The organism is Streptomyces sp. NBC_01808 (genome assembly GCF_035917395.1).
In the GTDB taxonomy this organism is placed as follows: domain Bacteria; phylum Actinomycetota; class Actinomycetes; order Streptomycetales; family Streptomycetaceae; genus Streptomyces.
This window is the reverse complement of record NZ_CP109072.1, coordinates 5300024-5323063: the sequence shown is the minus strand read 5'-3', so window position 1 is coordinate 5323063 and position 23040 is coordinate 5300024. Positions and strand designations below refer to the sequence as shown.

General features: G+C 71.9%; 21 protein-coding genes and 1 pseudogene. 10 read left to right on the top strand and 12 right to left on the bottom strand.

Going from position 1 to position 23040, the window contains the following annotated elements; all coding sequences use genetic code 11:
- Window positions 1–58 precede the first annotated feature (58 nt).
- On the bottom strand, window positions 59–1282 hold the full coding sequence (gene ilvA, locus OG946_RS23740; RefSeq protein ID WP_326798030.1) for a threonine ammonia-lyase: 1224 nt from the start codon (window positions 1280–1282) through the stop codon (window positions 59–61).
- A gap of 259 nt (window positions 1283–1541) precedes the next feature.
- Between ilvA and OG946_RS23735 the strand changes: the two genes are divergently transcribed.
- From OG946_RS23735 to OG946_RS23725, 3 genes are all read left to right on the top strand, one after another.
- Window positions 1542–2129: a MarR family winged helix-turn-helix transcriptional regulator gene (locus OG946_RS23735; protein WP_326798029.1), complete on the top strand. Its 588-nt coding sequence runs from the start codon at window positions 1542–1544 to the stop codon at window positions 2127–2129.
- A 100-nt stretch (window positions 2130–2229) separates the two neighbouring features.
- Entirely contained in the window at window positions 2230–2709 is a 480-nt protein-coding gene (locus OG946_RS23730; RefSeq protein ID WP_326798028.1) for a sigma factor-like helix-turn-helix DNA-binding protein, read from the top strand.
- Window positions 2706–2960: a hypothetical protein gene (locus OG946_RS23725; protein ID WP_047017744.1), complete on the top strand. Its 255-nt coding sequence runs from the start codon at window positions 2706–2708 to the stop codon at window positions 2958–2960. Before OG946_RS23730 ends, OG946_RS23725 begins: the two co-directional genes overlap by 4 nt.
- A 142-nt stretch (window positions 2961–3102) precedes the next feature.
- On the opposite strand, the gene OG946_RS23720 is transcribed toward OG946_RS23725, so the two are convergent.
- On the bottom strand, window positions 3103–4248 hold the full coding sequence (locus OG946_RS23720) for a cystathionine gamma-synthase (protein WP_326798027.1): 1146 nt from the start codon (window positions 4246–4248) through the stop codon (window positions 3103–3105).
- 121 nt (window positions 4249–4369) lie between these two features.
- Here OG946_RS23720 and OG946_RS23715 point away from each other — a divergent pair, with 121 nt between their 5' ends.
- On the top strand, window positions 4370–5461 hold the full coding sequence (locus tag OG946_RS23715; protein ID WP_326798026.1) for a hypothetical protein: 1092 nt from the start codon (window positions 4370–4372) through the stop codon (window positions 5459–5461).
- Between the two features lie 76 nt (window positions 5462–5537).
- Window positions 5538–6203 carry a peptide-methionine (S)-S-oxide reductase MsrA gene (gene msrA, locus OG946_RS23710; protein WP_326798025.1) on the top strand — a complete coding sequence of 222 codons (666 nt, stop codon included), beginning with the start codon at window positions 5538–5540 and terminating at the stop codon, window positions 6201–6203.
- A gap of 608 nt (window positions 6204–6811) precedes the next feature.
- Here the strand turns inward: msrA and OG946_RS23705 are convergent.
- Both OG946_RS23705 and OG946_RS23700 read right to left on the bottom strand, forming a co-directional pair.
- Window positions 6812–8098, bottom strand: a complete 1287-nt coding sequence (locus OG946_RS23705; protein ID WP_326798024.1) for a PP2C family protein-serine/threonine phosphatase — start codon at window positions 8096–8098, stop codon at window positions 6812–6814.
- Between the two features lie 514 nt (window positions 8099–8612).
- Window positions 8613–9218 (bottom strand): lytic polysaccharide monooxygenase auxiliary activity family 9 protein, encoded by a 606-nt coding sequence (locus OG946_RS23700; RefSeq protein ID WP_326800353.1) that lies wholly within the window; start codon window positions 9216–9218, stop codon window positions 8613–8615.
- A gap of 736 nt (window positions 9219–9954) precedes the next feature.
- Between OG946_RS23700 and OG946_RS23695 the strand changes: the two genes are divergently transcribed.
- The 3 genes and pseudogenes from OG946_RS23695 to OG946_RS23685 all read left to right on the top strand — a co-directional run.
- Entirely contained in the window at window positions 9955–11619 is a 1665-nt protein-coding gene (locus OG946_RS23695) for a PP2C family protein-serine/threonine phosphatase (protein ID WP_326798023.1), read from the top strand.
- Window positions 11612–12706, top strand: coding sequence for a cobalamin B12-binding domain-containing protein (locus tag OG946_RS23690; protein ID WP_326798022.1), 1095 nt, complete (start codon window positions 11612–11614; stop codon window positions 12704–12706). The genes OG946_RS23695 and OG946_RS23690 overlap by 8 nt, the downstream gene beginning before the upstream one ends.
- Window positions 12707–12717: 11 nt before the next feature.
- A pseudogene (locus OG946_RS23685) lies at window positions 12718–12941 on the top strand (PPOX class F420-dependent oxidoreductase); the annotation flags it as partial.
- 16 nt (window positions 12942–12957) lie between these two features.
- Here OG946_RS23685 and OG946_RS23680 read toward each other — a convergent pair.
- The 4 genes from OG946_RS23680 to OG946_RS23665 all read right to left on the bottom strand — a co-directional run bounded on the left by OG946_RS23680 (window position 12958) and on the right by OG946_RS23665 (window position 16567).
- On the bottom strand, window positions 12958–13482 hold the full coding sequence (locus tag OG946_RS23680) for a hypothetical protein (protein ID WP_326798021.1): 525 nt from the start codon (window positions 13480–13482) through the stop codon (window positions 12958–12960).
- Window positions 13483–13602: 120 nt separating this feature from the next.
- A complete protein-coding gene (gene gap, locus OG946_RS23675; protein WP_326798020.1) occupies window positions 13603–14601 on the bottom strand; it encodes a type I glyceraldehyde-3-phosphate dehydrogenase in 999 nt (332 codons plus the stop codon).
- A gap of 146 nt (window positions 14602–14747) precedes the next feature.
- Window positions 14748–15704, bottom strand: coding sequence for a GlxA family transcriptional regulator (locus OG946_RS23670; RefSeq protein ID WP_326798019.1), 957 nt, complete (start codon window positions 15702–15704; stop codon window positions 14748–14750).
- 32 nt (window positions 15705–15736) lie between these two features.
- Window positions 15737–16567, bottom strand: coding sequence for an AraC family transcriptional regulator (locus tag OG946_RS23665; protein ID WP_326798018.1), 831 nt, complete (start codon window positions 16565–16567; stop codon window positions 15737–15739).
- A 99-nt stretch (window positions 16568–16666) separates the two neighbouring features.
- On the opposite strand from OG946_RS23665, the gene OG946_RS23660 reads away from it, so the two are divergent.
- Window positions 16667–17428 carry a class I SAM-dependent methyltransferase gene (locus OG946_RS23660; protein WP_326798017.1) on the top strand — a complete coding sequence of 254 codons (762 nt, stop codon included), beginning with the start codon at window positions 16667–16669 and terminating at the stop codon, window positions 17426–17428.
- A gap of 12 nt (window positions 17429–17440) precedes the next feature.
- On the opposite strand, the gene OG946_RS23655 is transcribed toward OG946_RS23660, so the two are convergent.
- A complete protein-coding gene (locus tag OG946_RS23655) occupies window positions 17441–18340 on the bottom strand; it encodes a TIGR03560 family F420-dependent LLM class oxidoreductase (RefSeq protein WP_326798016.1) in 900 nt (299 codons plus the stop codon).
- Window positions 18341–18540: 200 nt separating this feature from the next.
- Between OG946_RS23655 and OG946_RS23650 the strand changes: the two genes are divergently transcribed.
- On the top strand, window positions 18541–19212 hold the full coding sequence (locus tag OG946_RS23650) for a hypothetical protein (RefSeq protein WP_326798015.1): 672 nt from the start codon (window positions 18541–18543) through the stop codon (window positions 19210–19212).
- Window positions 19213–19320: 108 nt separating this feature from the next.
- Here OG946_RS23650 and OG946_RS23645 read toward each other — a convergent pair whose 3' ends face one another.
- The 3 genes from OG946_RS23645 to OG946_RS23635 form a co-directional block, all read right to left on the bottom strand.
- The gene (locus tag OG946_RS23645; RefSeq protein ID WP_047017729.1) at window positions 19321–20004 is read right to left on the bottom strand and encodes an ABC transporter ATP-binding protein; all 684 of its coding nucleotides are present in this window, start codon (window positions 20002–20004) and stop codon (window positions 19321–19323) included.
- A 50-nt stretch (window positions 20005–20054) separates the two neighbouring features.
- Window positions 20055–21515 (bottom strand): ABC transporter permease, encoded by a 1461-nt coding sequence (locus OG946_RS23640; RefSeq protein WP_326798014.1) that lies wholly within the window; start codon window positions 21513–21515, stop codon window positions 20055–20057.
- A gap of 274 nt (window positions 21516–21789) precedes the next feature.
- Window positions 21790–22980 (bottom strand): L,D-transpeptidase, encoded by a 1191-nt coding sequence (locus OG946_RS23635; protein ID WP_326800352.1) that lies wholly within the window; start codon window positions 22978–22980, stop codon window positions 21790–21792.
- Between the last annotated feature and the right edge of the window lie 60 nt (window positions 22981–23040).

The following is a 23040-nucleotide window of genomic DNA, read 5'->3' as shown; positions in this document are numbered from 1 at the left end:
TGCCCGTGGGGCGTGGTGTGCGTCGGGCAGCGCTTCGTGCTCGTCGTACTCGTGTGTGTCAGGCAGTCACCGTGTACCCGGCTTTCCGGAGCGCAGCGAGCACCCGATCACAGTGCTCCCGCCCCTTCGTCTCTAGCTGTAGCTCGACTTCGGCCTCTGTGAGCCCGAGGCGCGGATCCGTCCGCACATGGCTCACGTCGAGGACGTTAGCGTCCGCCTCTGACAACACCCCCAGCAGCGTCGCGAGCACCCCCGGGCGGTCGGTCACGCGCAGCCGCAGCGAAAGGTACCTCCCCGCCGCCGCCATGCCGTGCCGGAGGATGCGCTGGACGAGCAGCGGATCGACGTTCCCGCCGGAGAGCACCGCCACCACCGGACCGCCTCCGAATGCCTTCGGATCGGACAGCAGCGCGGCGACCGGAGCCGCTCCGGCCGGCTCGACGACCAGCTTCGCCCGCTCCAGGCACAGCAGTACCGCGGCGGACAGCGCGTCCTCGGAGACCGTACGCACCTCGTCCACGTACTCGCCAATGATTTTGAAGGGGACGTCGCCGGGCTTGCCGACCTGGATGCCGTCCGCCATCGTCCCGAACGACTCCAGCGCCACCGGCCGCCCTGCCGCGAGCGAGGGCGGATACGCCGCCGCGTCCTCCGCTTGCACGCCGATGATCCGCACGTCGGGCCGGACCGCCTTCACCGCCACCGCGATCCCGGCCGCCAGGCCGCCGCCACCGATCCCCACCACGATCGTCGACACCTCGGGGCACTGCTCCAGCACCTCCAGGCCGACCGTGCCCTGGCCCGCCACCACGTCGGGGTGGTCGAAGGGGTGGATGAGGACGGCGCCGGTCGCCGCGGCGTACGACTCCGCCGCCTCCAGGGTCTCGTCGACCACCTGCCCGTGCAGCCGTACGTCCGCGCCGTAGTCCAGCGTCGCGGCCACCTTGGGGAGCGGGGCGCCGACCGGCATGAAGACCGTCGAGCGCACGCCCAGCAGCGATGCGGCCAGGGCGACGCCCTGCGCGTGGTTACCGGCGCTGGCGGCGACCACGCCGCGGTGGCGCTGTCCCTCGCCGAGCCCGGCGATGCGCACGTACGCGCCGCGGAGCTTGAAGGAACCGGTCCGCTGCAGGTTCTCGCACTTCAGATGGACCGGCGCGTCGACCAGCCGGGAGAGGAACCTGCTGCCCTCCAGCGCAGTGACCCGTGCGATGCCGGCGAGGATGTTCTGTGCGTCGCGAACGTCGTCCAGACTGACGGCACCGGCCGCGGCTGCGCTCATGGCCACAGTCTCGCACGCTGAGATGACGCCGGGTTTTCCACAGGGGGTTTTCCACAGGCCGTACGGCAACCTGCGGGGCCGCGTAATCTGTGGCCCAGTTCGAATCCGATGCTCATCCCCTGTCCTACGGACCGACCCGCGCCCGTGTCCGTGCCCGCCCCCCTTATCCGCAGCCACCAGACCGCAGACCCTGCCGCCGTGTCCGTGGCGGCAGCCAGATCCGCAGCCAGTGAACGTCCTCACGAAGTGAGCACCGTCCATGCCCTCCCCGCCTCCTCCCACCGACACCCCAGCACCGGCCGACCTGCTGAACGACCTGCAGCATCAGTTGGCCGTCTTCGCCCGCCGCGCCGAGCAGACGCGCCTCGCCGGTACCGGGCAGATGCGCAACACGATGGACCGCGCCGCCTACCTGCTGCTCAACCGCCTCGAACAGCACGGCCCCACGGGCGTCAAGGCCCTCGCCGCCGGCATGGGCATCGACTCCTCGACCGTGACCCGGCAGGTCGCGCCGCTCGTCGACGGCGGGCTGGTCAAGCGCGCCACCCACCCCGAGGACGGCCGCGCGGTCGTGCTGGAGCTGACGCCGCACGGCAGAGCGCGGCTGCACGAGGTGCAGGATTCGCGGCGCGAGCTGGTCGCACGGCTGACCGCCGACTGGACGCCGATGGAACGGGCCACGTTCTGCACCCTGCTCACGCGGTTCAACACCTCGGTCTCGCAGGCCAACGCCGGGCAGCAGGAGGGCCGGCAGCCGGGCCGGCAGGACGGGGAGGAGAACGGCGAGGAGAACGCAGAGCGGGACGGCCGGGACGGCCTGGGCGGTCCGCGGGACGGGGGCGGCTGACGACGTCAGGCGCTCCGACGACGTTCGGTGCTGCCGACGTCTTGACCACGGCGCCCGGCTGCCGTCCTATTGGTTCGAGGGCGGTGAAGGGAGCAGCGCTGTGCGTCAGCGGCGCTCGGCACAACGGCGCCGCCGTGCCCTGGAGTTCGAGACCTTCTGCGCGGGCGCGGCCGGCCGGCTCCTGCATGCCGCCCAACTGCTCACCGCCGAACCGCCGGACGCCGCCCCGCAGGCCGAACGGCTGCTGACCCAGGCCCTGGCCCGCACGTACGCCCGCTGGGACCGGCTGCGCGGCGAGGATCCGTACGAGACGGCGCGGCAGCAACTCGTCGCCCGCTATGCGCAGACCGCCTGGCGCTACCGGCGCACCTCCGGCGGCCTGCTCGACCGGCTGTCGCCGCAGGAGCGGCTGGTGCTCGTGCTGCGGATGTCGGAGGGCGTCGCCGAGGAGCAGACCGCGGCCGCACTCGGGCTGCCGCCCGAGCGGGTCCACCAGATACTGATGCGGGCCAGCGCCGCCATGCTCAGCCGGCACACGCCGGCCCCGGGGCGTACGCGACGGGAGGTGGCGACGTCGTGATCTCGATCACCGCCCGCAAGGAGCAGGCCGTACGGGACCTCCTCGACGGGCCGCACCCCGCCGTGCCGCCGCAGCTCGCCGACCTGGCCGCCGCACGCGGCCGACGGCTGCTGCGCCGCCGGACGCTGCTGCGGTCCGGGGTGTGGCTGCTGCTCGTCGCGGCGCTGGTGGCGCTGACGGTGTGGGCCGCGGTGAGCGGCGCGTGGGTGGACCACCCGGCACAGACGACGCCGGACTTCGACGGCTGGTGAGGCCGCGGGGCCGGCCCGCGGGAGGCGGGGCGGCCCGGCGGCATCGGGATGGTGCGTAAACGGAGGCCGTGAGGCCCGCGCCCGGTCCGTCCGGGCCCGGTGCGTGCGGGCCGGGCATGTCCGGGCCCGGTGCGTCCCGTCCTCAGCCGCCCAGGGCCTGCGTGAGGTCCGCCAGCAGGTCGTCCACCGACTCGATCCCGACCGACAGCCGCACCAGGTCGTCCGGCACCTCCAGGGGCGACCCCGCCGCCGAGGCGTGCGTCATCCGCCCCGGGTGCTCGATCAGCGACTCGACGCCGCCCAGCGACTCCCCGAGGATGAAGAGCCGAGCCCGGTTGCAGACCTCGACCGCCGCCTCCTCGCCGCCCTCGACGCGGAACGACACCATGCCGCCGAATTCGCGCATCTGCTTCGCGGCCGTCTCGTGGCCGGGGTGGTCTTCGAGGCCCGGGTAGTACACGTGCGTCACGCGGGGGTGCCGGTCCAGCATGTGTGCGACGCGCGCCGCGTTGGCGCTGTGCCGGTCCATCCGTACGGCCAGCGTCTTGATGCCGCGCAGCACCAGCCAGGCGTCGAACGGCCCGGCCACCGCGCCCATCGCGTTCTGGTGGAACGTCAGCCGCTCGCCCAGCTCGCGGTCGGCCACGACGAGCGCGCCGCCGACGACGTCCGAGTGCCCGCCCATGTACTTGGTCGTGGAGTGCACGACGACGTCGGCGCCGAGTGCCAGCGGCTGCTGCAGGTAGGGGCTGGCGAAGGTGTTGTCGACGACGAGCAGGGCGCCGGCCTCGTGCGCGACGGCGGCGGAGGCGGCGATGTCGGTGATGCCGAGCAGCGGGTTGCTGGGCGTCTCCACCCACACCAGCTTCGTACGGTCGGTGAGCGCGGCCCGTACCGCCGCCGGGTCCCCGGTGTGCGCTACCGAGAACTCCACCCCCCAGCGCGCCGCGACCTTCGCGAAGAGCCGGAAGGAGCCACCGTACGCGTCATCCGGGATGACCACGTGGTCGCCGGGGGTGAGCGCGGTGCGCAGCAGGCAGTCCTCGGCGGCCAGGCCGGAGGCGAACGCGAGGCCGCGGGCCCCGCCCTCCAGCGCGGCGAGGTTCTGCTCCAGGGCGGTGCGGGTGGGGTTCGCGGAACGGCTGTACTCGTAGCCTCCGCGCAGGCCCCCCACCCCGTCCTGCTTGTACGTGGACACCTGGTGGATCGGCGGTACGACCGCGCCCGTCGCCGGGTCGGGCTCCTGGCCCGCGTGGATGGCGACGGTCTCGAAGCTGGGCTGGCTCATGCGGCCCGAGGATAAGCCCTGGAGGGGGGCCGTTGCGCGCGGCGGTCTGGTTTGCTGGAGGGGAGGACCCGTACGTGTACCAGCCCGGCCCGCACCCTCTTTGAGAACCCAGGACACATTAATGGAACTGTTGTTCGCACTCCTCGCCATCGCCCTGATCGCATGGGTCGCCGTGCCCCTGCTGCGGCGTGCCCGGGGCGGCCGGGAGGTGCTGCAGTCGAACGCACGGGCCGTCGACCCGGCCGGAAGCTACGGCTTCGTCCCCGTCGACGAGCTCGACGTCCGCCTGCCCGGCCCCGACCCGCAGCTCGCCGAGGTCCTGCGGGAGCTGCAGGAGGACCAGGACTGGCAGGCCGCCTCCCGGCTCCTCGCGCTCACCGACGACGAGTGGGAACTGCGCTGGCAGCGGGTGCAGACGCTGGCGGGCGCGGCGGCCTTCGAGCTGGCGCAGGCGCCGGGCGAGGGCGGGGCGTGGCTGCGCACGTGGCGGGCGGAGAAGCCCAAGGACGTCGGCGGGGCCGAGGTGCACGCGGAGTTCCTGGTACGGCAGGCGTGGATGGCCGGGGCCGGGGCGTCGGAGTTCCCGGTGATCCTGGAGGAGGCGAAGAAGGTCTGCGCGGAGGCGGCGATGCTGGCGCCGGGCAGCCCCATGCCGTACATCATCGAGCTGGCCATCGCCCGCGGGGCGCACTACCGCGAGGCGGACTTCGAGGAGCTGTGGCACACGGTCGAACAGCGCGCGGGCGACCACATGGGCGCGCACCTCGCGGCGCTGCAGTACGCGTGCGAGAAGTGGCACGGCTCCAGGGAGGCGGCGTACGACTTCGCGCAGCGCGCAGCCGCCTCGGCGGGGCCGGGGAAGCTGCTGCCCGCGCTGCCGCTGTTCGCGGTCTGGGAGCACCTGCCGGAGGCGAACCTGGTGCGGGGGCTGTACGAGGGCGAGGTCGTCAGGCAGGCGATCGAGGGCGCGCAGTACGCGGTGCACCACGCCCCGGCGGACCACCCGATGCTGCCGCACGTACGGCACCTGCTGGCGTGCTTCCTGGTCCGGGCGGAACGGTACGAGGAGGCGCTGGAGCAGATGCGCCACGTGGACGGGTACGTGGGCGCGCTCCCGTGGTCGCTGAGCGAGCAGCCGGCGGCGGAGTACGCGGCGTACCGGGCGCTGGCGGTGGCGGGGTACGAGGGCGGCAGGGGCGCGGCGTTGAAGTGAGGGGGCGGGGAATGTCAGAGGTGCGCGATACGTTCTTGGAGAGGGTAATCAGCAGCGTCAGCGGAGGAGGCCGGAGATGTTCCTGAACCGCCACAAGAACCACCTCGTGACCAAGGACGAGGCGATTCCCGGCCGCCCCGCGCCCGCCTTCCCCGTCCCGGAGCGCCACACGGTGCTGGGCAACCCTCTGGAGGGCCCGTACCCGGAGGGCCTGGAGGTCGCGGACTTCGGCCTGGGCTGTTTCTGGGGCGCCGAGCGCAACTTCTGGCAGACGCCGGGCGTGTGGACGACCCTGGTCGGCTACCAGGGCGGACACACGGCGCACCCGACGTACGAGGAGGTCTGCTCGGGCCGGACGGGCCACACGGAGGCGGTCCGGGTGGTGTACGACCCGGCGGTGGTCTCGTACGACGAGCTGCTCAAGCTGTTCTGGGAGTCCCACGACCCGACGCAGGGCTTCCGCCAGGGCAACGACATCGGCACGCAGTACCGCTCGGCGGTCTACACCCACACCCCCGCCCAGGCGAAGGCGGCGGACGCGTCCCGCGCGTCGTACCAGCAGGTGCTGTCCGCCTCCGGCTACGGCGACATCACCACAGAAATCCTCCCGGCAGCCGACCGCCCCTTCTACCCGGCGGAGGCGTACCACCAGCAGTACCTGGACAAGAACCCGGGCGGCTACTGCGGCATAGGCGGCACGGGCGTGAGCTGCCCGGTCGGCGTCGCCCCCGCTGAGGGCTGACAGTTTCGGTCGGGACCCACAGGCAGGGTGAGCGACGAACCGTTGCCTCTGCCTGAGGTACCCAGCACTGAGGCATGTTGTCGGGCACAACCGCCCACTCGACACGCCACCTAGACCTCAGTGGCTTCGACACCTTGGCTAGCTCAGCATGTAGTGCGATGTCAGTGCGAGGCATCACAATCTTGTTCATGGAAGTGCGGTCCGACTTTGCGCCGCAGTTACAGCTAAGTGGCCAGTCGACCGGCGCGTCCTGCCCCACAGGCATCGCACCGACGGGCTGATTCGCTTCTGCCTCGTTCGAGCGGTGGGGTGGGGAGTCACGCCCTGTACGCCGCCGCTAAGGAGAGGACTCGCGCCCCTGTCGGCTTCACCCGGGAGCTGGACCGGGCGGCTGTTTCGACCGCATCATCGGGAGCCGCGGGGGCAACGTGCTCAGGAGCCGTTGTCCTCGTGCTGAATAGGTTGTTGGCTACGGTTCCTCTCGGGCAGCGCTCTGTCGAGATGCTGACACCGTCCAGGGAAGGTGACAACCGGTCTCTGTCGTTGCACACAGCGGCGCCCGCGGCTGTTGTCCCACCGTTCCGGGCCTACGTCACACCGCGCCGTGGTCACGTACCCTCGGGTCCTCCCTCGGCCTGCCGGGACGACCGGTCGTCGAAGACGGCGAGGTGGTCGGCATCACCTCCGCGCCATTCGAAGAGGAAGAGGGTGGCATCGTCGCTGGTGAGGCCGCCTCGTTCCCGTTTCAGAGCATGGGAGAGAGCTCTGGTGGCGGCGCGCACCGTCGGGTTTTGGCCCATGATGTGGTTGGTCCAGTGGATGAGTTGTTCCTCGCCGAACAACTCTCCTTTGCCTCGGTGTTCCTCGATCAGGCCGTCAGTGAAGCACAGGACCCGGTCCCCGCGTCGCAGCATCAGCTCGCTGACAGCCGGTGTATCCCCGCCGAAGCCCACCGGCAACGTGGACGGGCTCTCCAGCCGGTCGACCACCGTAAGGCCGCGGATCAGCAGCGGGGCCGGATGACCGGCGTTGACCCATTGCAGATGCCCCGTGGTGATGTCCAGGCGCATCATCTGGGCGGTGACGAAGTGGTCGGGGCCGAACTGCTCGTCGATGGCCTGATCCATGAACGCGTACACCTGAGCAAGGTCGATGGCGGCGCGGCGGGCGTGGCGGTAGGCGCCGATGGCCACCGTTGCCATGGTCGCGGCGTCCAGGCCGTGCCCCATCGCGTCGATCATGCCCACGTGCAGGAGGTCGTCGTTGAGGGCGTAGTCGAAGCTGTCGCCGGCCGCGGCGTAGGCGGGTTCGAGGATCCCTGCCACTTCGACCTGTGGGACAAACATCGCCAGCGGGGGGAGGAGCGACCACTGGATCTCCGCGGCCAGGCTCATGGGGGCGCGGCGGCGGGCCACGAAGAACTGGTCGGTGTAGGCGTTCTTGGTGACGATCATGTCGGCGACCAGCCCCGCGAGACGCCGCAGGAGTCGCCGGTCGTCGTCGTCCACCTCATCGAGAGTGACGCTCATGGCCCCGACCTGGTCGCTACCGTCCAGCAGCGGCATATAGATCCGGACGCCGCCGTCGTCCTGGTCGACCTCCACGGCTCTGGCGTAGAGGAAGGCGTCACCGGCGGGAGAGTCCTCGATGGGTTCGGGGTCGCCGACCACCAGCCGCCGCCCGGGCAGGGGCACCAGCAGCATCTGCTCGTAGTCCTGCAGGAGGATCGAGACGTCCCGCCCTCCGATACCGGCGACCTCTTCTGCGATCAGGGGGGCGATCATCTGCGGGGGCATTTCGTGCGCGCGGTCCAGCAGCACGCCCAGCAAGCGCTCGCCGAAACCCTCCGACCTGTCTACCTCGACCCGGCGCGGCTTGCGTTCACCTCCCACCACCGTGCACGCCTCCCCCCGCCCCGGTCATTCCGCCTGCAGCTCCGGGTCGCTGACGGAGCGGGGCGCTCACCGGGCGGCCCGGTGTTCGTCTTCGGTGGCCTTGAGCCGGTAGGAGTCGGCGCCGGTCTGCAAGCCCGAAATCATGCTCGGCCACCAGCCGTGCAACGATCCGCTCGATGGTGTGCCGCTGCTTGCGCGGCCCTTCCACATCCGCCAGCAGCATCGCGTCGATGAAGTCCCCAGGCACCCCCGGATCCACCCGACGGTGGCGGGGGATCCGCTCGAAAAGCCACTCACGAGATCTGCACACAGGGGCTCCTGACATGACCGTGACCAACCCGCACAGCCTGGCAGGGCCATCCAGCCCAACAAGCCCATTAGGCCCAATGCGGGCACGTCATCCCAGCCAGAAGCTCCGTTGGCCAGGCGACGCTGCCCAACGGAGCTTGGCCGGCCCGGTGCCGGGCTCACGGCACCGGGCTGGAAGGGGTGCTGTGCGTGCGGCCCTCCCGGCTCAACCGAAGTTCACGTCGCTGCACATCAGGTAGGCCTGGTCGAGGTGCGAGGCCTGCCAGATCGTGAAGACGATGTGATGTCCGGAGTAGCCGGAGGTCTGGACGGGGAACGTGATGTCGGACGCCGGGGGGTAGCTGCCGGTCTCGGTGATGAAGTCGAGGTCACCCCAGCCGAGGCTCTGGGTCCTGGGGTCGAACCCCTGCTTGCTCACGTAGACCCGGAAGAAGTCGGCGCCGTGGGATGCCTGGTCGTATAGGTGGATCGAGAAGTTGTCCTCGACGTCAGTTGTCGTCCAGGGACCGGGGTTGTTCAGGCTCGCGAAGTTCTCCAGGTTGTTGCTGCAGAGCTTCCCGTTGGGGATCCGCGCCTCGAACTCGCCGCCGAGCCCGTCCTGGAGCATGCTCATCCAGTTCCACATGGTGTTGGGGTTGGCCTGGTAGGCCTGCCAGCACATGGGGTCCTCTTGCTCCATCGCCGGGTTCAAGTGGTCGTCTCCCCACTCTTCCCAGCAGTGGTAGGCGCGGGTTGCCGGGTCGACGACGGTGCCGTGAGCCTGGGCGGTGCCGGTCCAGGCCAGTGCGCCGGCGACCACGGCAACCAGCAGGATGAGCGCTTGGAGAGGTCGGCGGGCAGCCCGCCGGGAGCGCCTGCCGGAGGGGCTTGGCTCATGCATGGGGGGTCTCCATTCCGGTTGAAGAACACAGATGGGAGCGCTCCCAATTCTATCTCACCCGTGTGAAATGTCCATGAAGAAAGCAAAAGCAGAGTTCTCAGCCTCCATGCGACCCGGTCCGTGGCCTGGGAAGCCCAGTTCACTGTGACCGCGTCCAGGGTCACGGGCCGGTTCACCCAGGAGACGGCGGCCCATGGTTGACACGGCGGCAGAGGCTCGCCGGCACGGGCGTGAGCTGCCCGGTGGGCGTCGCCAGGGCGGAGTGACCCCGACGGGGTGAGAGCGACGCCGAGTCGGCGATCCAGGAGGACATCGCCCACCTCGTCCGCTTCTGATTCGTGCGAGCAACACAGGAGGGCATCGACGCGCTGGACGGCGCCACGGCCCTTCCCGGCGCGCCGGCCTCGGGCTGTCTCGACGCGTCTCCGGCCGGGCAACAGGATCCGCCACCCCGAATATCCGCGTCACGTCGTCGCCGAGATCAACTCGCCGCAGCGGGTGCACTCCCACTCCTGGTAGTCACCCGCCACGTGCGTGCAGCGCCAAGACACCACTGCGCCGCGCATGGCGCGACGGTCACAGGCACAGTGTTATAAATGCCATAAAATAAGGACACAACCGAGAATACTGCGGGCGCAGGAGCGGAGCGCGCAAGAGGTGGTGGCCGGTGGCGGACGACGGAGATAGCGCGGGCGCGTGGAGCCATACCTCTGCGCAGCTTGGCGAGTTGCTGGATCTCGTCGACGAGGCCATCGTCACGTACGACCGCGCCGATGGGACGATCCGGGGGTTCAACCGTGCCGCCGCGCGCCTCTTTCCCCGGCTGCGCACGGGACAGCCGGCCAGTGCGTCGGCGGCGCCCCTGGCTCGTGCCGCCGCCCGGGGGGCGAAGCGCTTCTCCGCCGCTCACGAGGGCCGCAGGCTCCGCGGTCACCTGCGCACCGCCGACGGACTCGCGGTATGGCTGGTCAGTCAGGTCGGCAGCGCACAGGAGGCCGAGGCGGCGCTCGTCGACGAACGCGCCAGGTCGGCCTTTCTGGAGGAGGCCACGCAGCGCCTTGGCGCTTCGCTCCATCACGGCCGCACCGCCCGTACGCTCGCCGAGATCGTCGCCCCGAAGCTGGCGGACGCGGCCGTGGTGGTCCTGCCTGCGAGCGGGCGGCGTACGGACTGGCACCGGGCGGGTCCTGGCGGGGCCCGCTCCTCCGGTGAGGTGACGGTCGAGAGGCTCGAAGAGGTGCCCGAGGTCGCGAACGCGCTGTACGGACTCCAACCGCGCCCCACCGTCGTCAGCCCTCAAGAGCTGGACCCGCTCGACAGCCTTATGCCCGCAGAGCTCGTCCAAGACGGAGAGCCGCTCGTGGCCCAGCTCGCCGCAGGGGGCGTGCCGGCCGGCGCGCTGATCATGCTGCGCGGCCCGGAACGTGACCGCTTTGACGACGCGGACATCGAACTGGTGCATGAGTTCGCCGTAAGGGCCGGACTCGCGCTGGCAACGGCGGCGCTCTACACGCAGCAGGCCGACACCATCGCCGTCCTGCAGGCCAGCATGGCACCGGAACCCCTGCCCTCCGCCGACGGCCTCAGGCTCGGCGCCGCCTACCGGCCGGCCGCTGAGGCGCTGCACATCAGCGGCGACTTCTACCACGTGGCCCCTTCCGCCCTGGGCGGGGTCACGTTCTTCTTCGGTGACGTGTCCGGGAAGGGTGCGGAGGCCGCGGTGCTGGCGGGGCACCTACGGCAAAGCATGCGGACGCTGGCCATGGTCGCGAAGGAACGCGAACCCCTGCGTGACCTGCATCTGCTCAACGAGATCGTCCTCAGCGACGACCACCGTTTCGCGACCCTGGTCACGGGCTCCGCCCGCCCCTGCGACGACGGCTCGGTGAAGATGGAGATCGCCGGCGGCGGCCACCTCTCCCCGCTCGTCCTTCGTGGCGACGGAAGGGTGGAGGAAATCGCCTGCGAGGGCACGCTCGTCGGGGCGGTGCCCGATCCCCGTTTCAGCCTTACGGAGTTTTTTCTCGAACCCGGCGAGCTGATCCTTTTCTACAGCGACGGGGTCACTGAAGCGCGAGGTGGTGCGAGCGGGCGGGAGATGTACGGCGACGAACGCCTCGTCGACGCGCTGGCCAGTTGCACCGACATGCAGGCGGCGTCGGTCGCCGAGCGGCTGGAACTGCTCACGACCGAATGGCTTGCCGGCCGCCCGCACGACGACATCTCCCTCCTGACGCTTCAGGCACCTCCCCACCGTGGCTCCTCCCTGCACCGTCAGCCCGGGAGCCGCGCGAGTCCCCCGTTGCCGGGAAGGCCGGGATTCCATGAGTGAGCCCCGGATCACCGAAGCCGCCCGGGCCCGCTTCGACGCCTGCCTGGCAGACGCGGACGAGGACGCGGCGGTCGAGCTGGCCGTCGGTCTTGTGACGAGCGGCGTGAGCGCGGAGGACGTGCTGCTCCGACTGGTGGCGCCCGCGCAGGTGAGGGTCGGTGAGCGGTGGGAGTCCGGTGAGTGGACGGTGGCGCAGGAGCACGCAGCCACCCATGTCAGCAGGAAGGCCGTCGACGGGGTCACGTCCGCTGCCCGCGGCACCGACCGCCTGCCCGGCGGGGCCGGTTCACGGGGCCACGTGCTGGTGGCGTGCAGCGACGGCGAATGGCACGTTCTCCCCTCCCAGATCCTCGCCGAGGTGCTGCGACTGCACGGCTTCGACGTGCGCTCACTCGGCGGGTCGGTGTCCCCGCACGGGATTCTCTCGGACGTACACCAGAACGGCCCCGACGTGGTCGCTCTCTCATGCACGCTGCCCTGGAACCTTCCGCTCGCGCACCGGCAGATCGAAATCTGCCGGTGGGCCGGCGTTCCCGTCATCACGGGCGGGGCGGGGTTCGGTCCCGAGGGCACATGGGCGTACGCGCTGGGTGCGGACCTGTACGCGGCCGACGCGCGTGGCGCCGCGGAAGCACTGATTCGCCACTGGCCGCCGGTACTGCGCGGAGAGTCGTCGATCGAGGCGGATGCCGTGGAGGCGTACGCGATGCTCGTCAGGCAACGACCCCGGCTGCTGGAGCACCTGGCCTCGGCGCTGCGAGACGTGGGCCCGGGCTTGCGCGGACGCATGGGCACGGAATACGGCTCCGGCTCCGGCATGGAGCACGAGGAGGGCACCGGGTTTCTCGGCCGGTTGCTGGATTCCCTGGCAGCGGCCGTCTACGTCGACGACGAGCGCGTGTTCACCCGACACCTCGCCTTCGTGCGGACATACCTCTCCGCCCGCTCGGCGGACTCGCGCTGCCTCATCGCGATGGCGGACGCCCTCGCCGACCGACTGGACGGGTCGCCGCGGGCCCTCGACACCCTCTCGGCGGGGCGCCGGTTCCTCGCCGAGGGGGAGGACGACTCCGACCGTCCGGGATGAACGTCGCGACGGACGATGTGTGGTCGTTCGCCGTTGCCGAAGGGGAGGCCGAGGTCTCCGACATCTCGACGGCCCGGGGGATGCAGTGGGGCGGGAACTGCTCGCGATGGTTCCGGCGGCCGCGAAGCCGGAAGACGAGGGCGCGTTCCTGGAGCAGATGGTCGCCGAGCGCCGGGTGGTCATCCGGCTGAAGGTGAACCGGCTGTACGGGACGGCACTCGACGTCACCGGGTAGTACCCGCGCGGCGGGATCAGGTGCGTTCCGGCGGGAGGGGGTGGATTCCCTCTTTTACTGCTCGCTGGATCGTCTGGGAGAGGGTCGCCGCGTCGTGGGTGAAGCCCGTGAGCAGGAGGCGTTTGCCGTTGTGGACTTTTATGCGGCAGTGGACGTCCCAGCCCATGGCCGCGCTGATCGCGTTCTGCTGGCCGCTGTCGGAGACCTTGCGGATGCTCTCCCAGGGAATCACCCGGGACTCGCCGGTCCTGCGGTAGACGAGGCCGCCCTCGCGGACCGTGTAGACCTCGCCGTGGCGGGTGGTGAAGCGCAGGCCGTTGGTGATGCCCGACCACAGGCAGAGCAGGGCCACGCCCACCAGCAGGCCGGCGAAGGTGCCGCTGGAGGACTCCTCGAAGGTCTGGATGAAGACCGGGATGGACGCGGCCCCCGCCGCCACCCCGATCACTAGCGAGATGATCCCGGTCCGCCCGTGGCGTGCCACGTCGGTCTGATGGCGCCCGACGAAGGCACCGAGTTCCTGCTCACCCGGCACGGTCATGTGTCTCCCCCTCAGTCCCCCTTGTGGTGCGCAGCATTCTCGTGAGATCCGCGACGTGCCACAAGCAGACCGGCGACCAGGGCGATCAGCCGGCCCTCCTGGATACGGGGAAGGTGGGCGTCAGGTGGTGGTGAGGAGTTCGAGGGTGTCTATTACCCGGTGGGAGAAGCCCCATTCGTTGTCGTACCAGGCGACTACCTTGATGTGGCGGCCGTCGACGCGGGTGAGGGCCGAGTCGAAGACCGCGGAGGCCGGGTTGCCGGTGATGTCGGCGGAGACGAGGGGGTCTTCGGAGTATTCGAGGATGCCGGCCAGGGGGCCTTCCGCTGCTGTGCGGTAGGCGGCGAGGACGTCTTCGCGGGTGACGTCGCGGGCGACCGTCGTGTTGAGTTCGACGATCGAGCCGACCGGGACCGGGACGCGGATCGAGTCGCCGGAGAGTCTGCCGTCCAGGCCGGGGAGTACGAGGCCGATGGCCTTGGCGGCGCCCGTGGTGGTGGGGACGATGTTGACGGCCGCGGCGCGGGCGCGGCGGGCGTCGCGGTGGGGGCCGTCCTGGAGGTTCTGCTCCTGGGTGTAGGCGTGCACGGTGGTCATGAAGCCGTGCTCGATGCCGGCGAGTTCGTCCAGGACGGCGGCCAGGGGGGCGAGCGCGTTGGTGGTGCAGGAGGCGTTCGAGACGATGGTGTGGGCCTGCGGGTCGTACGCCTCGGTGTTCACGCCGGGCGCGAGGGTGACGTCCGCGCCGGCGGAGGGGGCGCTGACGAGGACCTTGCGCGCGCCCGCGTCGATGTGTGCGCGGGCGGCCGTGGCCGCGGTGAAGCGGCCGGTGGCTTCGAGGACCACGTCCACGCCGAGTTCGGCCCACGGCAGCTTGGCCGGCTCCCGCTCGGCGAGCACCTTGATGCGGCGGCCGTCGACGACGAGGGTGTCGCCGTCCGCCGTCACCGGGCGGCCGAGGCGGCCGGCGGTGGTGTCGTAGGCGAGGAGCCGCGCGAGGGTGGCGGGCTCGGCGAGGTCGTTGACGGCGACGACGTCGAGGCTGCTATCGCGTTCCAGCAGCGCGCGCAGCACGTTGCGGCCGATGCGGCCGAATCCGTTGATGGCGATGCGGGTCATGGCTTCCTGCCTTCCGGGGGTCTGCGGCTTCCCACTGGCTTTCCCCGTGGATTTCCCCTCGGGTTTCTGCGCTTTCCAGCAGGTTCGCCCGCCGTGCCGCTCCCTGACAGCGGCCTGGGTGCCATCCTCCGCAAGGATCTCGCCAGCTACTCGCCCCGCGCGAACGTGCGCCGGTATTCGCTCGGCGTCGTCCCCAGAATCTGCTGGAAGTGCAGCCGCAGGTTCGCGCCCGTGCCGAGGCCGACGCGGTCCGCGATCTGCTCCACGCTCTGCTCGGACCGCTCCAGCAGCTCGCGCGCCACGTCGATACGCGCCCGCATGATCCACTGCATCGGCGTGTACCCGGTGTCGTCCACGAAGCGCCGGGAGAACGTGCGCGTCGACACCCCCGCGTGCCGCGCCAGCGCCTCCAGCGTCAGCGGCTCGCCGAGCCGGTGCAGCGCCCACTCCCGGGTCGCGGCGAACCGCTCGCCGAGCGGCTCCGGCACGCTGCGCGGCACGTACTGCGCCTGGCCGCCGCTGCGGTACGGGGCCGCCACCAGGCGCCGCGCGGCGTGGTTGGACGCGGCCACGCCGAGGTCGCCGCGGAGGATGTGCAGGCACAGGTCGATGCCGGAGGCGGCGCCCGCGGAGGTCAGGACGCTGCCTTCGTCGACGAAGAGCACGTTCTCGTCGACCCGTACCTCCGGGTGCTTCGCGGCGAGTGCGCGCGTGTAGTGCCAGTGGGTGGTGGCGCGGCGGCCGTCGAGGAGGCCGGTGGCGGCGAGGGCGAAGGCGCCGGTCGAGATGGCGGCGAGGCGGGCGCCCCTGCGGTGGGCGGCGATCAGGGCCTCGGTGACGGCGGGCGGCGGGTCGTCGCGGTCGGGGAACCGGTAGCCGGGTACGAAGACGATGTCGGCCCAGGCCAGCGCATCGAGGCCGTGTGCGACGTGGTACGAGAGCCCGTCGCCGCCGGCCACCAGCCCCGGTGCGGCGCCGCAGACCCGGACCTCGTACGGCATGCTCCGGCGGGTGCTGAAGACCTGCGCGGGGATGCCGGCGTCGAGGGGTTTGGCGCCTTCCAGTACGAGGACGGCGGCGCGGCGGAGGCGGGAGGCTGGCACGGGGACACGGTACGTGCCCGGTTCGCGGATCCTCAGTCGCGCGGGAAGTACGTGCCCGGCGGTGCCCCCACGGTGCGGTGGAACGCCGCCACGAACGCGCTCGGCGAGGCGTAGCCGACGTGGCGGGCGGCGGTGGCCACCGTCGCGCCGGAGGCGAGCAGCGGCAGCGACGCCTGGAGGCGCAGGTGCGTACGCCAGCGGCCGAAGGGCATGCCGGTCTCGGCGACGAAGAGGCGCGCCAGCGTACGGGGCGCCGCGCCGGCGTACGGGGACCACTCCGCGAGCGTGCGGGCGTCCGCCGGAGTGTCGCGCAGGGCCTCGGCGACGGCGCGGGGGCGGGGATCGCGGGGCATGGGCGCCAGGACGGACGTCGGGGCGACGGGGGTGAGCTGGTCGAGGACCACGGCCTCCGCGCGGGCGCGGGCGGCCGGGGCGGGGGCGTCGTCGGCGAGGTGGTCGCAGAGGGCCCGCAGCAACGGGGTCACGGCCACGACGGTCGGCTCTGACCACCCGGGCCGGTCCGCCGGCGGGCGCGTACGGAGCGGGTGGTCAGCGGCCGCCGGGGCCGGGCCCGGATACCGGACGTACAGCGTCCGCGGCTCCGCCGTACCCGCCGTACCCGTCGCGTGGCGCACCCCCGGGGGGATCCACAGCGCCGTCGTCGCCGGCAGCACCCACGTGCGGCCCGTCGCACGCACCATCAGGACCCCGCTGCGCGCCCACGCCAGTTGCGGCACGGGGTGGCGGTGGCGGTCGGTCCAGCCGCCGCCCGCCGCCGCGAGGCCCGCCACGAGCACCGCACCGCCCCCGTGGGCGGAAGCGGAAGCGGAATCGGTAGGCGGTGCGGGGCCGTTCAGCGACATGGCTGGCCAGACTAGCGCGTGGCGGCCACTCCCCACCCCGCCCCTCCGCCGGGCGAAGCGGAAGCGCACGAAGGGGCCGCCGCCGGGTAGGAATCGGGCATGCGCCCCGTGGACTACGACGACCGCCTCCACCGCACCTACGCCGCGGGCCGCGCCCTCACCGACGCCCAGCGCACCGCCTGGTCCCGCGCCTTCGCCGCCCGCCTGCCCGCCGCCCGTCCGCTGCGCGGGCTGGACCTCGGGTCCGGCACCGGGCGGTTCACGCCGCTGCTCGCCGCTGAGTTCGGCGGTCCGGTCACCGGGGTCGAGCCGTCGGCGCGGATGCGCGAGCAGGCCGTCGCCAGCGCCGCGCATCCCCAGGTCGCGTACGTCACGGGGCGGGCCGAGACGCTGCCGCTGCCGGACGCGTCGGTCGATTTCGCGCTCGGCTTCCTGGTCTGGCACCACGTACGGGACAAGCCCGCCGGCGCACGCGAGCTGCACCGCGTCGTACGGCCCGGCGGCACCCTGCTGCTGCGTACCGAACTCACCGACTCGCTGCCCGACTTGTGGTACCTCGACGCCTTCCCGCGCGGGCGCGACGTCCTCGCCGCGCTCTACGAGCCGCTGTCAGTGCTGCGCGATACGTTCGAAACGGCGGGGTGGGAACTGAAGGGGGTGGGAGAGGTCGGGCTGCCGGCGCCCGGGACGTGGGCGGGGGCGCTGGCCCGGTTGCGTACGCGGGCGTGCTCGATCTTCGAGCACATGCCGGAAGCCGACATCGAGGCGGGCTTCGCGGAGTTGGAGCGCCGGGTGGCCGCGGCGCCGCAGGCGCCCGCGCCGGTGACCCCGGGGACGGTGGTCACCTTCCGCCGCACGTGAGGGCCGCCGGGCTCACCAGACGCCCACCTCGCTGTTCGGCTTGATCTGCGCCACCACCGGCACGGCCTCGCCCACGGCCTCGACCGCCTCCACCGACCACGGCCCGACCGCGACGAACACCACGTGCTCGATCCCGAACTCCGCGAACGACTCGCACCGCTCCGCCACCGACTCCGCCGGCTCCCCCGGCTCCATCCGGGCGGTGACCGTCTTCTCCACCTCCCAGAACGGCCGCCCGGCCGCCGCGCAGTGGTCCGCGAGCACGTCCAGCTCGCGGCGGAGCGTCAGGCCGCTGTCCGGTACGTCAAAGAAGTTGCACGCGTCCGCGTACTGCGCCGCCAGCCGCAGCATCGGCCCGTCGCCCACGCCGCCGACGAGCACCGCGGGCCGCGGCCGCTGCACCGGCTGCGGGCTGCACACGGGATAGTCCAGCGTGAAGTGGCGCCCGTCGAACGCGCCGGTGTCGCCCGCCCACATCTGCTGCGCCAGCCGCAGCGTCTCCTCCAGCCGCTCGACCCGCTCGACGGCGGGCGGCAGGGTCAGGCCCATCGCGTACGCCTCGTCCTCGCGGTAGCCGGCGCCGAGGCCGAGCCAGGCGCGGCCGCCGGAGAGCACGTCGAGGGTGGTGACGGCCTTGACCAGCAGCGCGGGCGGGCGGTACGTGACGCCGGTGACCATCGTGCCGATGCGGACGTGCTCGGTGCGCGCGGCCAGGTAGCCGAGGGTGGTGTACGCCTCCAGCACCGGCTCGTCCGGCGTGCACGTGGGGTCGGCCTGCAGCAGGTGGTCACCGACCCAGACGGTGTCCACGCCCGCCACGTCCGCGGCGCCGACGACCTCGGCGAGCGCGGGCGCGAGGGCCGTGGGACCGCCGGGCCAGGAGAAGTCGGTGACGTTGATGCTGATGCGCATGGTGGGCGGCCTCCTCGTCGCTTACACGCAGTCTGCCTGTGACGGCGTGTGCCGGTCGTCCGTCCACAGGAGTCAACTTTCTTACTCCCAGGGGAGTAACGGGCGCTCAGGCGCCCGTCCCGGGGCGGCAGGGGCCTGTCGCAGCAGCAGCCGGGACGGTACGCGGAAGGGGGTACGCGGCGACTGCGTACCGTGGTGCCATGAGCACCGCCAAGTTGACGCCCGCCCGGCGCCGGGCCGTGGCCGGGGCCGACGCCGCGACCGGGCTGGTGCGCGCGAGCGAGCGCGTGCTGGAAGGGCTGGTGGACGGCGGTTTCGCGGTACGGCATCCGCGCCCGCCGCACCGGCACTACCTCACCCCCGCGGGGCGTGAGCTGCGCGACCGGCTGCTTGCCGAAGCCGCAGCCGAATCCGCAGCCGGCGCGACAGCCGGGCCGGCGGGCAGCCAGGACCCGGCAGAGCCCGGGGTGTTCGCGGCCCGTACCGGCGGCGAGCCCGCCCCGTCCGACGCCGCCGCGCGCGCCCGCGAGGTGCGCAGCGCCTGGGAGGGCCTCGCCGAGCTGCGCCGGCTCACCAACGCCGACGGCGCCACCGACGTGCCGTGCGCCTGGGAGCGTACGCACCTGGCGTCCGCGGTCGCCCTCGCACTGGAGGCCGGCGGCCTGCCCCCGGCCACCGACGTGACCGGCGGCTACGTCGTCACCCCCGCCGCGCACCAGCCGGAGGCGGTACGGGTCGACCGGCGGCCAGGTCCGGCACTGCGGGAGCTGGTACGGGGCGCGGGGGTGCTGGAGGCGGCGGGGTGGCAGGTCTCCGAACACCCCGAGCGCGACGGCGGGATGTACCTGCTGGCCTCACCGCGCCGCCGCTGAACAGGCCGGCGCCCCGGTGCCGTACGACACCGGGGCGCGCAGGGGCGCGTACGGACGCCTCCGCGCCCGTACGCGCCCTTCCCCCGAAACCCCCGTCCCCTTAAGGCGCTACGCCGCCTCCCGCTCCGTGACCTTCAGCCGGCCCTTCTTGATGACCGCCAGCCGCGGCGCCCGCCTGGCGATCGCGCTGTCGTGCGTGACCAGCACGTACGTCAACCCCAGCTCCTTCCACAGCCCTTCGAGCAGCGCCACGATGTCGTCCCGGGTGTCCTCGTCGAGGTTGCCGGTCGGCTCGTCGGCCAGCAGCACCTTCGGCTGCTTGACCAGCGCCCGCGCGATCGCCACGCGCTGCTGCTGGCCGCCGGACAACTCGCCCGGCAGGTGCGTCAGCCGCTCCGCGAGCCCCACGGACTCCAGCGCCTCGGCCGCCCGCTTGGCGCGCTCGGTCGCCTTCACGCCGAGCGGCACGAGCGCGGTCTCGACGTTCTCCTGGGCGCTGAGGGTGGGGATGAGGTTGAAGCTCTGGAAGACGAAGCCGATGGTCGCGGCGCGTACCCGGGTGAGCGCGGCCTCGCTGAGGCCGCCGAGGTCGGTGCCGTCGAGGCTGACGGTGCCGGAGGTCGCGCGGTCGAGGCCGCCGAGCAGTTGCAGCAGCGTCGACTTGCCACCGCCGGTGGGGCCGCGGACGACGAGCTGGTCGCCGTCGGCGATGGTGAGGTCGACGCCGGCGAGGGCGTCGATGGCCTCCTTGCCGCGCTGGTAGCGCTTGGTGACGCCGGTGAGCTGGTACATCGTGGTCAACTCCTGGATGCCGCGGGTGAGGTGGTCGGGGGAGGTGGAGGCTATTCGACGCGCCGCAGCGCATCGGCCGGCCGCAGCCGCGCCGCCCGCCAGCCGCCGAAGAGGCCGGCGATCAGCCCGCCGGCGACCGCGAGCGCGACGGCCAGGGCGATCACGGAGAGCGTCACGGGCGCCTGGAGCGCGACCTCCACGGTGGAGTTCGCCGCGTCCACCATCTCCTTCGGCCCGCGCATCACGGCACCCTCGGGCATGTCGGAGCCCGGACCCACCGAGGCGTCGAGCGTCGGGGCGACGGTCGTGACGAGGTACGCGCCGGCGACGCCGAGCGCGATGCCGAGGACGCCGCCGAGGATCCCGTTGACGAACGCCTCGCCCATCACCTGCCGGACGACGCGCCCGCTGCGCCAGCCGAGCGCCTTGAGCGTGCCGAACTCCCGCACCCGCCGGCCGACGGCGGACATCGTGAGCAGCCCGGCGAGCAGGAAGGCGGCGATCAGCACGACGGCGGAGAGCCACTTGCCGATGTTGGTGGCCAGGTTGGAGGCGGTGGAGAGGTTGCCGGAGACCTGCTCGGCGAGGTCGGAGGCGGAGGTGACGCTGGCGCCGGACACGTTCTTGTCGATGGCGTCCTTGACCGCGGGGATGTCCTCGGAGCTGTCGGCCTTGACGTAGATGGTGGAGACCTTGTTCTCCAGGTCGGCGTCGGACAGTTCCTGGGCGCGCTTGAGCGGGATGTAGACGTTCGCGGTGGCGGCGCCGGTGTCGGCGGTGGCGATGCCGACGATCTCGAACTTCTTGCCCTTGATGGTGACGTCGTCGCCGACCTTCAGGTCCTCGTCCTTGGCGTACGCGCTGTCGACGACGGCCTTGAGGGCGTCGGTGTCGTTCTTGCCGAAGGTCGCGCCGTCGCTGATCTTGGACGAGGAGAGCGGGCCGACGTCCTGCTGGGTGACGTCGAGGCCGGTGACGGTGAAGGAGTCGACGTCGATGTCGGCGCCGCCGCCCTCGATCCGCGGGCCGCCCCCGCCGCCTCCGCCGCCGGGTCCGCCCTGGCCGGGAGCCGCCTGGTCGGTGGCACCGCCCTCGATCTTCCCCTGCTTGAAGTCGCCCTTGAACTCGATGTCGTTGAGCGCCAGCGCCCCCACCGCGGTGTCGACGCCGTCCTGGGCCTCGACCTCGCCGACGACCGAGTCGTCGAGGTGCTGGAAGCCGCCGAGCGGCATCAGCCGGTCGTCGGTCTTGGTGGCGTCCTCACCGTCCTCGCCGGGCCCGATACGGAAGCTCTGCGGCCCGCCGCCGCTCTCGTCCGCCTCCTTGCTGACGGTGAGGTCGGTGCCCACGCCGTAGAGGGAGTGCAGGACTTCGTCCTGGGCGTCGCGCATGCCGGCGGCCACGGATGACACGGTGATGACGAGGCCGATCCCGAGCGCCAGGCCGAGGGCGACGACCAGTGCGGCCTTTCTGCGCCGGCGCAACTCGCGCCGGAGGTAGGTGAGGAACATGCGGCGAAGCTATGGCGCGTTGTTGGGGAAAGGCTGAGGTCACCGTGAGAGTGCCATGAGAAAGGGCCGGGCCTCGCCGTACGTACGTCGTACGGTCCAGGTCCCGGCCCTGTGCCGGTGCTACGGCGCCCGCCCGCGGCGCCCGCCGGAGGAAGGCGCTCCGCGCCCCCGCGCGCTGCGGTACGCCGGAGCGTACGGGGCATGAACTCCGTACGCCCCCCGGCGCACCGCGTCGGCCCGGCGGTGCCGCGCCACGGCTGAGCGGATCAGCGGCTCAGAGCGCGCTGCCCTCCTGCCAGGCGGCCCAGTCCATGTTCCAGCCGTTGAGGCCGTTGTCCGGGGCGATGGTCTCGTCCGGCGAGTTCTTGACGATCACGACGTCACCGACCAGCGACTGGTCGTAGAACCACGCGCCGTCTGTCCCGGAGTCGTTCGCGCCCTGCTTGTCGAACAGGCCGACGCAGCCGTGGCTGGTGTTGGCGCTGCCGAAGACGCCCCGGCCGCCCCAGTAGTTGCCGTGGATGAACGTGCCCGAGGTGGACAGCCGCATGGCGTGCGGCACGTCCGGGATGTCGTACTCGCTCTCGCCCTGCTTGTCGGTGAAGCCCACGGTCGAGCCGTCCATCCGGGTCTCCTTGTGCTTCTCGGAGATCACCATCTGACCGTTGTACGTGGGGTTCTCGGGCGAACCGGCGGAGATCGGGATGGTCTTGACCTTCTTGCCGTCCCGCACGACCTCCATCGTCATGGCCTTGACGTCGACGGTGGTGACCTGCGAGCGGCCCACGGTGAAGCTCATCTCGCGGTCCTGCACGCCGAAGACGCCGGGCGCCGCCTCGACCCCGTCGAGGTTCATGTCCATGGTGACGGTGGAGCCCGCCTCCCAGTAGTCCTCGGGGCGGAAGTCGAGCCGGGTGTCGTTGAACCAGTGGCCGACGACCTCCTGGCCGCTGCTCGTCTCGACCGCGATCTTCGACTCGACGGCCGCCTTGTCCTCGACCGGCTTGTCGAAGTTGAGCGACACGGGCATGCCGACGCCGACCTCGGTGCCGTCCTCCGGGGTGAAGTAGCCGATCACGCTGTTCTCGGCGGAGACCGTGGAGAAGTTCGCGTTGGAGGTGGACACCTGGCCGTCGCCGTCCTTGGCCTTGGCCGTCAGCCGGTACTCCGTGCCGCGCTCCAGGGCCGCGTCCGGGGTCCAGGAGGCACCGTCGTCCGCGATGGTCCCGGCGATCTGGTCGGTGCTGCCGGCCGCGGTCAGCACGACCTCGGTGAGCTTGCCGCCCTTCACCGTGACCTTGGTGTCGGAGTTGATCCCGACGTTCTCCGTGCCGTCCTTGGGCGCGATGGATATTCGGGCGTCCGGCACGTTCTTCTGCTGGTCCGAGGCGGAGTCCTTCTGATCCCCGGGGCCTTCCGCTTTGCTGTCGCCGCCGCACGCGGTCAGCCCCAGCACGGCGCTCATCGCCACCGCGGTCAGCGCCACCCCGCGCCGCCCCTTGCCGTACACCCTCACGTCGTAACT